The sequence below is a fragment of the Lactococcus termiticola genome, from assembly GCF_003116835.1.
Taxonomy (GTDB): Bacteria; Bacillota; Bacilli; order Lactobacillales; family Streptococcaceae; genus Lactococcus; species Lactococcus termiticola.
The window spans coordinates 1-11888 of sequence record NZ_BFFO01000017.1 but is presented as its reverse complement, the minus strand read 5'-3'; the positions used below and the strand labels follow the sequence as shown (position 1 = coordinate 11888).

General features: G+C 48.4%; 11 protein-coding genes and 1 pseudogene. 1 reads left to right on the top strand and 11 read right to left on the bottom strand.

What is annotated here, in order from left to right; translation table 11 throughout:
- Positions 1 to 141: 141 nt before the first annotated feature.
- The 10 genes from rbfA to NtB2_RS08360 all read right to left on the bottom strand — a co-directional run bounded on the left by rbfA (position 142) and on the right by NtB2_RS08360 (position 9475).
- The gene (gene rbfA, locus NtB2_RS08405) at positions 142 to 495 is read right to left on the bottom strand and encodes a 30S ribosome-binding factor RbfA (protein ID WP_109246505.1); all 354 of its coding nucleotides are present in this window, start codon (positions 493 to 495) and stop codon (positions 142 to 144) included.
- A 12-nt stretch (positions 496 to 507) separates the two neighbouring features.
- A complete protein-coding gene (infB, locus tag NtB2_RS08400) occupies positions 508 to 3282 on the bottom strand; it encodes a translation initiation factor IF-2 (protein ID WP_109246504.1) in 2775 nt (924 codons plus the stop codon).
- A gap of 26 nt (positions 3283 to 3308) precedes the next feature.
- Positions 3309 to 3614: a YlxQ-related RNA-binding protein gene (locus NtB2_RS08395; RefSeq protein ID WP_109246503.1), complete on the bottom strand. Its 306-nt coding sequence runs from the start codon at positions 3612 to 3614 to the stop codon at positions 3309 to 3311.
- A gap of 6 nt (positions 3615 to 3620) precedes the next feature.
- Positions 3621 to 3950: an RNase P modulator RnpM gene (rnpM, locus tag NtB2_RS08390; RefSeq protein ID WP_109246502.1), complete on the bottom strand. Its 330-nt coding sequence runs from the start codon at positions 3948 to 3950 to the stop codon at positions 3621 to 3623.
- 14 nt (positions 3951 to 3964) lie between these two features.
- Complete coding sequence (gene nusA, locus NtB2_RS08385) at positions 3965 to 5167, bottom strand: transcription termination factor NusA (RefSeq protein WP_109246501.1); 1203 nt, start codon at positions 5165 to 5167, stop codon at positions 3965 to 3967.
- Positions 5168 to 5212: 45 nt separating this feature from the next.
- Positions 5213 to 5683, bottom strand: a complete 471-nt coding sequence (gene rimP, locus NtB2_RS08380; protein WP_109246500.1) for a ribosome maturation factor RimP — start codon at positions 5681 to 5683, stop codon at positions 5213 to 5215.
- A gap of 156 nt (positions 5684 to 5839) precedes the next feature.
- Positions 5840 to 7126 carry an MraY family glycosyltransferase gene (locus NtB2_RS08375; RefSeq protein ID WP_109246499.1) on the bottom strand — a complete coding sequence of 429 codons (1287 nt, stop codon included), beginning with the start codon at positions 7124 to 7126 and terminating at the stop codon, positions 5840 to 5842.
- A gap of 3 nt (positions 7127 to 7129) precedes the next feature.
- Positions 7130 to 7852 carry an adaptor protein MecA gene (locus NtB2_RS08370; RefSeq protein ID WP_109246498.1) on the bottom strand — a complete coding sequence of 241 codons (723 nt, stop codon included), beginning with the start codon at positions 7850 to 7852 and terminating at the stop codon, positions 7130 to 7132.
- A 196-nt stretch (positions 7853 to 8048) separates the two neighbouring features.
- Positions 8049 to 8786, bottom strand: coding sequence for an amino acid ABC transporter ATP-binding protein (locus NtB2_RS08365; RefSeq protein WP_109246497.1), 738 nt, complete (start codon positions 8784 to 8786; stop codon positions 8049 to 8051).
- The gene (locus NtB2_RS08360; protein WP_109246506.1) at positions 8786 to 9475 is read right to left on the bottom strand and encodes an amino acid ABC transporter permease; all 690 of its coding nucleotides are present in this window, start codon (positions 9473 to 9475) and stop codon (positions 8786 to 8788) included. The genes NtB2_RS08365 and NtB2_RS08360 overlap by 1 nt, the downstream gene beginning before the upstream one ends.
- A gap of 138 nt (positions 9476 to 9613) precedes the next feature.
- Between NtB2_RS08360 and NtB2_RS08355 the strand changes: the two genes are divergently transcribed.
- Positions 9614 to 10522 carry a diacylglycerol/lipid kinase family protein gene (locus NtB2_RS08355; protein WP_109246496.1) on the top strand — a complete coding sequence of 303 codons (909 nt, stop codon included), beginning with the start codon at positions 9614 to 9616 and terminating at the stop codon, positions 10520 to 10522.
- A gap of 65 nt (positions 10523 to 10587) precedes the next feature.
- Here NtB2_RS08355 and NtB2_RS08560 read toward each other — a convergent pair.
- Positions 10588 to 11888: pseudogene (locus NtB2_RS08560) on the bottom strand (hypothetical protein); the annotation flags it as partial.

Below are 11888 nucleotides of genomic sequence, written 5' to 3'. Positions count from 1 at the left end.
ATAGAATCAAACATAAATCTTATCTTTCTTTCGGTATTTGTGTGGTTACTTATATCTTAGAGATAAGATTTTTCTTTTGCAAGAAAAAATCGTGTGGGACATTTCCCACACGATTTATTATAGAGCCTGATTATTCCAATACTATTCCCCCGCATTCAACTTCCGCAAAAGGTCATCAATCTTTGAGCCATACTCAACAGATTCATCCTTCTTAAAAGTCAAATCAGGAATCTTGTACATGGTCATGCGATGTGCGAGCTCACGCTTAATGAGGCCAGTAGCCTTATCAAGCCCTTTTTGAGCCTTTTGATTGTCGCTGGCGAGTTTTGAGAGGAGACTATAATAAACAGTCGCCTGGCTCAGGTCGCCTGTGACCTGCACATCAGTAATGTTCACATCTTGGACACGAGGGTCGCGGACCTTGCCACGTAGGATATCATTGATTTCCCGCTGGATTTCCACGGCAACACGGTCACTTCTGAATGAAGTTGCCATATTTTCCTCCTCTTAGCGCTTGATTTCTACCATTTGATAGATTTCAAAAGTATCGTCAATCGCAATGTCGTTGTAGTCTTCAATCATGAGACCACCTTCTTGGGCATTACCGACTTCCTTCACATCATCCTTGAAGTGCTTGAGGCTGGTAATCTTGCCGTCATGAATCACGACGCCTTCACGGATGACACGAAGACTCGCATCACGGGCCACCTTACCACGGGTCACCATGAAACCAGCGATGGTGCCGACCTTAGAAACTGTGAAGACTTCACGGACAATCGCTTCCCCGATGACTTCTTCCTTATACTCAGGATCAAGCATACCACGCATGGCTGTTTCCACTTCTTCAATCACCTTATAGATGATGCTGTGGAGGCGGATATCGACTTCTTCACGTTCTGCCTGTTCACGGGCAAGGCCGGTAGGACGGACGTTGAAACCGACGATGATGGCGTTTGATGCTGCTGCGAGGGCAATATCAGACTCAGAGATGGCACCAACTGCAGAACGGACGATGTCGACCTTGACGCCTTCGACTTCAATCTTTTGAAGGCTAGCAGCGAGAGCTTCAGCAGTACCCTGCACATCAGCCTTGATGATGATGTTGACGGTCTTGTTTTGACCTTCCTTGATGGTATCAAAGAGGTTGTCAAGAGAGACACGGCGAGTGTTTTGGCGCTTGATGAGTTGGGCACGTTTGGCACGTTCTTCACCGGCTGCACGGGCTGATTTCTCATCTTCAAAGACGGCGAAGTGGTCACCCGCTTGTGGTACATCTGCCAGACCGGTCAACTCGACTGGTGTCGAAGGTGTCGCTTCTTTGACACGACGGCCACGTTCGTTGACCATGGTCCGGACACGACCGTAAGTGTTACCTACGACGATAGGATCTTGGATGTGCAGTGTCCCTTGCTGTACCAAGAGGGTGGCAATGGCACCCTTACCTTGGTCGAGACGGGCTTCAACAACCGTACCGATGGCACGGACTGTTGGGTCAGCCTTGAGCTCTTGGACTTCAGCGACGAGGAGGACAGTTTCAAGGAGTTCATCAAGATTCTTATCAAACTTTGCAGAAATCTCAACAAATTGTGAATCACCACCCCAGGCTTCGCTCATGACGTTGTGTTCAGCAAGTTCTTGGATGACACGCTGAGGATTCGCCCCTGGCTTATCAATCTTGTTAATCGCAACAATAATTGGCACGCCAGCAGCCTTAGAGTGGTCAATGGCTTCAATGGTCTGAGGCATAACACCGTCATCGGCCGCCACGACAAGAATCGTGATATCTGTCACTGAGGCACCACGGGCACGCATGCTTGTGAAGGCCTCGTGACCTGGTGTATCAAGGAAGGTAATCTTCTTGCCGTTTGACTCAATCTGGTAAGCCCCGATATGCTGCGTGATACCGCCTGCTTCTCCGTCAGTAACGTGTGAATTACGGAGGTGGTCAAGCAGAGTTGTTTTACCGTGGTCGACGTGACCCATGATGGTAACAACGGGTGGACGTTCAACCATGTTTTCTTCGTTGAGGTAACCTTCTTCAACAAAGAGACGTTCGAGGTCGGCTGTATCTTCTTCGACCTTCTTTTCAGGCGTGATACCGTAGTCCATCAAGAGGAGCTCAATGGTTTCTTCATCAAGCGACTGGTTTTGTGTCGCCATGATGCCCATCATGAAGAGCTTCTTAACAATTTCAGCTGGCTCACGTTTGATCGCTTTTGCGATATCCTGAGCGTTCATGCCTTCCTTGTATTCAAGAGATTCTGGCAATTCATGGAACTTGCGTTCTACGACTGGAGCTGAAGATTGTTGATTACCACGGCGATTCTTCTTAGAATTCCAGTTGGAATTGCGGGCATTACGGACCTGATTACGGTTGTCATTCACGCGGAGTGGACCGCCCTTGCGGTTGCCGTCTGAAGTGTTGTCCCGGTCGTTTTTACGACGGTCGCGGTCACGGCGATTGTTCTTACCGCTACCACCTGCTGCAGGTGCTGAGAAGACTTCTACAGATGGCTTGCTGAACTTGTCGTTGCTACGGCCTTGATTGTTTCCTCCGCCGCGGTTCTGGCTGCGGTCGTTGTTGCGGTTGTTACCGCCACCACGGTTTTGATTGCGGTCGTTGTTGCGTGGGGCTTGTTCCTTACGGATGTCTTCGGCACGTTTGATGACCTTGATTTGGATTCTTGGCTTTTTATTGACCGTAGATTCTGCCTTCTTTTCTTCTGGCTTAGCTTCTTCTTTAGTTTCAGCTTTAGCCTCTGTCTTAACTTCAATTTTTGCTTCTGCTTTTGGAGCTGGAGCTTCTTTGACTTCAGATTTTACTTCAAGCTTCGGAGCTTCTGCCTTAGGGGCCTCAGCTTTTTCTGCTGGGGCTTCTTCAGTGGCTGAAGCCTGTTCTTCCTTTGCTGCCTTGGCTGCTTCTTCTTTAGCCTTGATGCGGGCAAGGATAGCTGGATCTTCTACGACTGCCTTGCCGGCGAAAGTCTTCTTGCCTTCTTCTTTAGACTCAGCTTCAGCTTTTTTAGCAGGGGCTTTTTTAGCAGGGGCTTTTTCAGCTTTTTTAGCAGGGGCTTTTTCAGCCTTTTTAGGGCTTGCTTTTTTAGCTGGGGCTACTGGCTTTTCTCCCTTTAGGCTAGCCAGGATTTTCTTTTCTTCTTCAGCTGTCACTGAGCTTGAGTGGGCCTTGACCGCAAAACCGAGGTTTTGAGCGGTGCTCACCAAGTCTGCATTGCTGATGCCTGTTTCTTTTGCAATTTGGTTAATACGTTTTTTATCAGACAAAGTTGTCCTCCTTGTTTACTACTTGATCAATCGTTCATGAGTTGCTCCATTTTCTTTGCGAAACCCGCATCCAGGATGGCAATGACCTTGCGGTTTTGTCCGATCGCAGCTGAGAGTTCATGTTCTGAGAAAATTTCTGTGAGGGCTACATGATAGTAGCTTGATTTATCTTTAATTTTTTTTGTCAAATTTGAGCTGGCGTCATTGGCCAAAAACACGAGCTTGGCTGAGCCATTTTGGATGCTCTTGGTCACCAGGTCTTCGCCGGAAGTGATTTTTCCGGCCCGTCTGGCCAGGCCTGTCAAATTTGAAAGTTGTGTTCTTTTATCCATTGTCAGTCAGTCGTCATAGTCCGGGGCCAGGTCAGCATCATAGCTCGTACCTGCCAGTTCACGTCTTGCGACCTGGTGCTCGACATAGGCAATCAGCTCGTCATAGAAGCTGTCTTCAATCTGGGTCTTAAAGGCCCGGTCAAAGACCCGCTTCTTCTTGGCCAGCTGAGCCTCGGCATTGCTGAGCGAGATATAGGCTCCTCGGCCATGAGCCTTGCCGGTCGGGTCAATCGAAATCTCACCTTCCTTGTTGTAGGCAATCCGCAAGAGATCACGCTTTGAGATGGACTCGCCTGAGACCAGCGACTTTCTAAGTGGAACTTTTCTTTCTTTCAAAGAAGGCCTCCTTCTTATTCAGTCGCTTCGCTCGTTGTTTCTTCTGTAACTTCTTCTGTCGCTTCGACAGCTTCAGTGTTTTCCACTACTTCAGCTTCTTCAGCCACTTCTTCGTGGACGGCAACTTCAAGCTCGACAGAATCAAGGCCTTGCTCAGCAGCGGCTTCAGCAGCGGCGAGTTCTTCTTCGTATTCGTCGGCAGACTTGATGTCAATCTTGTTGTTGGTCACATGGGCTGCGAGGCGGACGTTTTGACCACGTTTACCGATGGCCAGTGAAAGCTGGTCTTTAGCGACGATAGCGATGATTGAGTCATCTTCTTCATTGATGATGATGGCTTCGACACGAGCAGGCTTGAGGGCGTTGGCCGCAAGTGTGGCCCGGTCTTCGTTCCATTCAATGATGTCCATCTTTTCACCACCCAGCTCACGGATGATCGTCTGGATGCGGGCTCCTTTAGAGCCTACGACAGTACCGATGGCATCGACATTAGCATCATGGCTTTGGACGATGACCTTGGCCCGGTCGCCAGCATCACGGGCGATGGATTTGATTTCCACTGTGCCATCATAGACTTCAGGGATTTCCTTTTCAAAGAGACGTTTGAGCATCTCTGGGGCAGTCCGCGAGATGAAGACACGCGTGCCTTTTGGTGTGAGGACAACGTCGGTCACGTAGACCTTGATCTTGTCTCCGACATGATAGCGCTCAGACTGGATTTGGTCCTTCTTGGTCAGGAGGGCATCGACACGGCCGAGATTGACGTAAATCGCACGGGCATCGATTTTCTCGATAGTCCCCATGATGATTTCGTCCTTGTAACGGACATATTCATTGTAGATGATGGTGCGTTCTTCTTCACGCATTTTTTGCATGATGACTTGTTTTGCTGCACCAGCTGCAGTACGTGCAAAGTCTTTTGGCTTTTCCTCAAACATGATTTGGTCACCCAATTCATAGTGGGGATTCAGCTCGAGGGCATCTTCAAGTGAGATTTCAAGGCGGGAGTCAAAGACTTCGTCGACGACTTCACGTGCCGAGTAAACATTAAAGTTTCCTTTTTTCTCATCGTAGATGACCTTCACGTTTTGTGCCTGGCCGTATTGGCGTTTGTAGGCTGCTGTGATGGCTTGCTCGATGGCCTCAATGACAATCTCAGGCTTGATGCCCTTTTCTTCTTCTAGCATTGCAAAGGCATTTTGCATTTCTTTGCTCATAATATCCTTCTTTCTTATCGTATTCAATTAAAATCTATGGACAACTTAAAGTTTGACCAGGGTTTGGGCCTTGGCGATCTTATCCAGTGGAATTTCGATCTGCTTGTGGCGAGTCTTGTCAAGGATGTCGATGGTGATGACATTGTCTGAAAACTTGACTAAATCACCAGCAAATTCTTTTTCGCCCTCAATCTTTTGATAGAGCTTGACCAAAATGTATTCGCCGACGAAGCGTTCAAAGTCCTCTGCCTTCTTGAGTGGTCGCTCTGCACCTGGGCTTGCGACCTCAAGCATGTAGCCTGCGGCCGGGAAGGGATCCGGTGTGATTTCGTCAAGGAGGGGAGAGATGATTTCACTCAAATCCGCAGTGTCCTGGATGCTCACGCCTTCTGGCTTATCAATTAAGATTCTCAGGACCTCATCAGCTCCAAGCCTCTCCCATTCGACGTCTACAATCTCGTAGGGCTCAGGCAGCTTTGGGGCAATAAAGCCTTCAACAATTTCTGGAATGTCCATTAGACTCCTTTCTCAAAGCAAAGCTGCCCTCGGGTAAGGGCAGCCTTGTAATCTTTTCTATATCTATTATAGCACTCTTATGAAAGAAGTCAAGCTTTTTTAATGTTTAATCTGCCCTTTCGCCGAGAGGCTTGGCTACTCTGGACAAATTAAACATTAGCTATTTTTATCTTTTCTTGAATAACGGGGCTCTTCTGTTTCAACTCTGCCTTCAGAGTCCTGCTCTTCTTCATCAATAAACTCCTCGCCTCTGAGCTTCTTCTCACGATAATCTGAATTACCGATGAAACGAAGCGTGTCCAGCAGGGGCTGTCTGTCCTTGCCTAGGATGCCGACTAATTCGACGAAAATCTCAAGGCCGATGAGGCAGGCGACCAGCATGAGGATGCCACCGATTCGGCTTGAGACTTGCAGAATCAGTGAGATAAAGGCGAAGATGGCTGAAATGCCGTAGATAACGAGGACTGCCCCCCGGTGGGTAAAGCCTAAAGCCATCAGGCGGTGGTGGAGGTGCATCTTGTCGGCTGATGAAATTTTCTGGTTATTTAGCCTTCTTCTGACCATAGCAATGGCCGTGTCTGTGATGGGCACCCCCAAAATCAGGAGGGGGGTAAGGACTGCGACGGCAGTCGCATTTTTCAGGCCCAGCAATGAAAAGACAGAAATCATAAAGCCTAGGAACAGGGCTCCTGTGTCTCCCAGGTAGATGATCGCCGGATGGTAATTATAGGGGAAGAAGCCGAGAATCGCTGCAACCAGTGTAAAAATCAGAATCGGCAGGAAGACGTTCAGGCTGGGCAGGAAGAAATAGGCAACCACAGCCATCGTCATCAATGAGATGATGGAAACGCCTGAGGCTAGGCCGTCCAGACCATCAATGAGATTGACAGCATTTGTAATGGCTAAAATCCAAAAGACCGTAAAGATAAAGGAGAGCCAGGCTGGAAAGACCAGAAAGGGCCCGCCAAAGGGAATCTTCAAATTGTCAAAGCGGGCATGGGTCAAGAGCCAAATCAGGCTGGCCGCAATGGTCAGGCCCAGCATCTTCAAACGAGGCGAGATTTCCTTGATGTCATCAATCAGACCGGTCACAACCACAATCGCTGAGGCCAAAAGGAAAGGCCAGGCATACTGGAGAAAGCTCCCAACAAAGATTTCAGGTGGCTTGCCAGGCCCCAGATGCGTGATTTCAAGCGGTTGGGGGTGGACAATCATGGGCAGGAGAAAGACAACTGAAATGCCAAAGGAAAGAAATATCGCTAGACCGCCCGCTGAGGGCATGACCTTGGTGTTGATTCTGCGTTTATTGGGCTTGTCGACCGCCCCGATTTTCTTTGAGATAAAGGTCATCAGAGGGGTAAAAATCAACGACATGCCAATGGTCGCTGCCATGACAATCAGGAATTTAACCGCAAAGGGGATTGTAGATAGGGTATGATTCATGGCTTAGATCTTACTCAAGACTTGGAGGGCCTTGCTCTTAATCAGGCTTTCGCCATATTCTAGGAGGACATCACGGCCCTTGTCCGTGTCTTCGCCGTATTCCATCATCCGGGCCCGGTTATTCTCGACCGTCACACGACCCTTGCTCTTCTGGTCGTCCATGATGACCAGATAAAAGTCGCCCTGATAGCGATAGAGCTCGCTTTCTTCTTCAGCCATCTTGACATTTTTCGCGGCTGCAATGAGTTCGCTGGCATTGTCAAAGCGGACGCTGTAGTAGACATAGTCAGCTTCTTCTTGTTGCTGTTTCTGCTTGCTCTTATCCGCTTCCTTGCCGAGATTTCCCAGGCCAAAGTTTTCAGGGTCCAGGGCTGGCAGGCCGTGCTTTTGCCCGGCTTCTGAGAGCTTGTGGAAGAAGTCCTCCATGGCCTCGCCGATTTCAGCGTCATCATTCATGCCTTGTGGGAATTGTGGTGGGTTGGCAAAATCAAAATCCTCGCTGACCAGCAGGGTCACACCTTTTGGATTGGGCTGCACCTGAAAAGTGAGCATTGTCGAGGCTGAGAAGCGTTCTTCAAGGCCTAATTCCTCGACCAGCTCATAAAAAAGTTGCTCAATGATTTCCTGATTTTCAAAGAAGTCAGACATTTTCACATCGTGCTCTTCGAGGTCCTGATAGGTCAGGCTGATTTTTATGCTATTCGCACCGATCTGTTTATATTCCATGCATTTTCTCTCTTTTTAAGTCTTAGTCTAATTATATCAAATTTTTTTGGAAATCGTGGGCTTGTCGTTTGGAATGCTGTTTGTAGGCCTATATCATAATGCAGCGAAGCTTTTAGCTTCTAATCCTACATTCCCTCCCAGCTAGCAAAAAAGCGGTACAAGCTGTACCACTCATTCTAACTAATCGCTCCCTTCATCACAACACCCTCGACAAAAACTCCCTCGTCCTCTCCTCCCGAGGCCTGTCAAAAATCTGCTCTGGACTGCCTTCCTCGACAATCTTCCCATCTGCCATAAAAATCACCCGGTCAGCCACATTCTTGGCAAATCCCATCTCATGAGTTACGACGACCATTGTCATGCCTTCCTCAGCCAGTTCCTGCATGACGGCGAGGACTTCGCCGACCATTTCGGGATCGAGAGCACTGGTGGGCTCGTCAAAGAGCATGACATCTGGGTTCATGGTCAGGGCACGGGCGATGGCCACCCGTTGCTGTTGTCCTCCTGACAGGCTCTGGGGATAGGCGTTGGCCTTATCTTCCAGGCCTACCCGGGCGAGCAGTTGCTCTGCCCTTGCTCTTGCCTCGTCACCCTTTAGCCTACCGGTCTTGATGGGAGCCAGGGTCAGATTGTCGAGGACCGTCATGTTTGGAAAGAGGTTAAACTGCTGGAAGACCATTCCCATCCTCTCACGATGCTTGAAGACGTCCGTCGACTTTTCAGAGAGCTCTTGCCCTTCAAAGTAAACCTCGCCACTGGTCGGTGTTTCTAAGAGATTCATCGTCCGCAAAAAGGTCGATTTCCCAGAGCCTGAAGGGCCAATCATGACCAGGACCTCGCCCTTTTTAACTTCGATATCCAGGCCTTTTAAGACCTCATTTTTCCCGAAATTTTTATAGAGATTTTTAATTTTTATCAATGTCTCGGCTGTCATTATTTTACAAGTCCTTTCGCATAACGTTTTTCAAGGAGGGCGAGGAGCCTTGTCGTGACAAAGGTCACGACAAAGTAGTAGCCTGCGACCAACAAGAGGGGCTCGAGCGAGATATAGGTACTCGAGATCACGGTCTGACCACCAGAATAAAGCTCAATCACACCGATGGTTGACAGAAGCGAGCTGTCCTTGATGATGGTCACAAACTCATTGCCCAGGGCCGGCAGGATGTTTCGAATCGCTTGGGGAAGGATGACCGAGAGCATGGTCTGGGTCGGCTTAATTCCCAGAGAGTAGGCGGCTTCGGTCTGTCCCTTGGGAATCGAGCTGATGCCTGCCCTAACAATCTCAGCCACATAGGCCCCAGAATTAAGAACAAGTATAATTATACCAGCAATGACACTGTTGATTGGCTCGGAGAGAATGCCCAGCTGGAGCGGGCTTCCCTTGAAGACATTGCCCAGGAGCAGGAAACCTATCGTGATTTGCACCAGCATGGGAGTGCCACGAAAAACTTCAATATAAATGTTTGCCGGCCAACGGAAAAACCAGTGGCGGGAAATCTTGCCCAGGGCTAAAATCGTCCCCAGGATGGCTCCGAAGAAGACGACAAAGATCGAGATAATCAGGGTCATGATTAGTCCATCGTTGAAGTAGGGCAGGTATTGCGGGATAAAACTCCAGTTCATATTTGACTCATTTCTTTTTTGATAAACATAATCATACATTATTTTGTATAACTATGCAAGTTTCTGAGTTTTTATGCTGGATTATTAAATGTTCTGTCAGCTATTTAATTTAACTTAAATTTTTGATAAAATAAGAGAATGACCTATTATATCCTCGCAAACCCCAATTCAGGGGGCTCAAAAGGGCAAAAAACACTTGATATTTTAGAGCCTTATTTCAAGGAAAATGAGATTGACTACGCTCTTTTCGCGACGACTCAGATGGGGCAGGAAAAAGCTTATATTGATAAAATTTTAAGTCAAATGAATGCAGCAGACCATCTGATCATCATCGGTGGCGACGGCACACTGAGCCTTGCGGTTGACGTGCTTTCTCCTGCGGTGCCCTTTTCATATATCCCGGCTGGCTCAGGCAATGACTTTGCTCGCTCTCTGGGCATTCCCTTTGATCCGATTCAGGCCTTTGAAGCTATTCCAAAAATGGAAAAACATGACATCTACATCATGACCTACCAGTCTGAAAAGCTCTCCGGCCACGCCCTCAACAACATCGGCATCGGCCTCGACGCCGCGATTGTCAAAGCGACCAATAAGAGCTGGCTCAAGAAAGTCCTTAACTTTGTTAAAATGGGACAAATTTCTTATTTTATGACCGCCCTCAGGATTCTTTTTACGAAAAAGCCTTTCGTGGCTGAAGTTTCGAGGGATGGCGAGAAGCTCTGGTTTAAGAAGGCCTTTCTGATGACCTTTACCAAGCATCCTTATTTTGGTGGTGGTATCAAGATTGCCCCTGAGGCTAGCAATATGAAGGAGCCGATTGAGCTCGTCGAAGTCGACCGCTATCCGCTTTTGACAATTTTCTCACTGATTCCTCAGTTGTTGAAAGCAGAGCACCTCAAGGATGACCACTTCTCACATGAGATTTCCAATACTTTTAAGATAAAGCTGGCCGAAACACAGGCCATGCAGATTGATGGCGAGGAAAGCGAGTTGATGGCTGGTGATGAACTGCTGATTCAGACCGAGAAGCGGACGATTATTTTCTAATATCATTAGAAGGATTAAAAAAACGAGGATGATGGTCCTCGTTTTTCTGATGCTTGAATCAGCCCTTATTCTTCCTCTTCTTCCTCCTCCTTTTCCTTACGCTTGTGGTTAAAGAAGCCGAGGAAGGCGGCAAGGGCAGTGAATATACCGGCTAATAGTGGCGTTCCTTCCTCTTTCACCCTATCCATGTTGGCGGGCTGGATGTGCTGGTTGAGGGGGGAAGCCTTGATTTGGCCGTCTGATTCTTTAGGAATACTCAAGCCTGTCGGGATGGCGTTTTGTGGGGAAACTTCATTGTTGATTTCTCCATTATCGATGTCATCGTCACTAACACCGTCGTCCTGCTGATGACTTTGGGAATCGTCTGGCGTCCCAATCAGGGCTCTCGCCTCAGATTGTCTGGCTCTGTCTGTGATGACGGTTTGGGCGAAGAAAGATTCTCGGGTGGAGTAGGCACTGCTGTTAGATTGGCTCGTGTTGTCATCATCTGTTGTTGAGCCAGGTGAAGCTTCTGAATGGCTCTGGCTCATTGAAGCCTGGAGATGGCTTTGGCTTTGCTGGGTCGAGGTCGGCTGGCCAGAATTGTCAAGAGACTCAGAAGTAAGGCTCACAGCATTCATTAATTTACCAGTGCTTTGAATTTCTGAAGCTGAGGCAGAATTGTCCTCAGAGAGGCTAGCTGAACTGCTGAGGCTAAGGGAAGCAGATACTGAGGTCGACAGTGACAAGGCAGTCGAGAGCGAGGTACTTGCTGAGCTACTGCTACTGAGGCTTTGGCTCAGGCTCGCACTTGATGACTGGCTAAGCGAGGCTGAGAGGGAAGCCGATTTGCTTTGTGAGCTACTCAGCTGTGCAGATAGCGATGAGGACAGCGAGCTAGATAAGCTCTGTGATGTACTCAAGATACTGCTCTGACTCCGCGACAGGCTCTGACTCAGGGATTGACTGCCAGAGGCCGAGATAGATGTCGATAGACTCGAGCTAGCCCGGTTGGAAGCTGAGATTGATGCCGAAATCGAGCCTGAGATAGAAGTAGTCTTTGAAAGCGAACTGCTATTTGCTAGCGATTGACTCGCACTGACACTCCTAAATAAGCTGTTACTTGCGGAAAGACTGGCCGACAGCGAGCTTGACGCCAATGCTTGGACCGCCTGACTACTTGAGATAGAAGCGGACTTTAATTGACTCAATGAAGCTGAGCTTGAGCTCATCTGACTCAATGAACTACTGATAGAGGCAGAGAGGCTCTGTGATTCTGCTAGAGATTTTGAGGTTACTTCGCTTTGGGAAAGGCTGCTGCTCAGACTTTGACTGTGAGCCTCACTCAAACTTTGACTCATTGACTGACTTCCACTAAGTGAAATCG

Bases quoted from the DNA above. Each gene is read 5' to 3' on its own strand.
- rbfA (WP_109246505.1), bottom strand. From the start codon at position 495: ATGGCAACTTCATTCAGAAGTGACCGTGTTGCCGTGGAAATCCAGCGG.
- NtB2_RS08395 (WP_109246503.1), bottom strand. From the start codon at position 3,614: ATGGATAAAAGAACACAACTTTCAAATTTGACAGGCCTGGCCAGACGG.
- nusA (WP_109246501.1), bottom strand. From the start codon at position 5,167: ATGAGCAAAGAAATGCAAAATGCCTTTGCAATGCTAGAAGAAGAAAAG.
- rimP (WP_109246500.1), bottom strand. From the start codon at position 5,683: ATGGACATTCCAGAAATTGTTGAAGGCTTTATTGCCCCAAAGCTGCCT.
- NtB2_RS08375 (WP_109246499.1), bottom strand. From the start codon at position 7,126: ATGAATCATACCCTATCTACAATCCCCTTTGCGGTTAAATTCCTGATT.
- NtB2_RS08370 (WP_109246498.1), bottom strand. From the start codon at position 7,852: ATGGAATATAAACAGATCGGTGCGAATAGCATAAAAATCAGCCTGACC.
- NtB2_RS08365 (WP_109246497.1), bottom strand. From the start codon at position 8,786: ATGACAGCCGAGACATTGATAAAAATTAAAAATCTCTATAAAAATTTC.
- NtB2_RS08360 (WP_109246506.1), bottom strand. From the start codon at position 9,475: ATGAACTGGAGTTTTATCCCGCAATACCTGCCCTACTTCAACGATGGA.
- NtB2_RS08355 (WP_109246496.1), top strand. From the start codon at position 9,614: ATGACCTATTATATCCTCGCAAACCCCAATTCAGGGGGCTCAAAAGGG.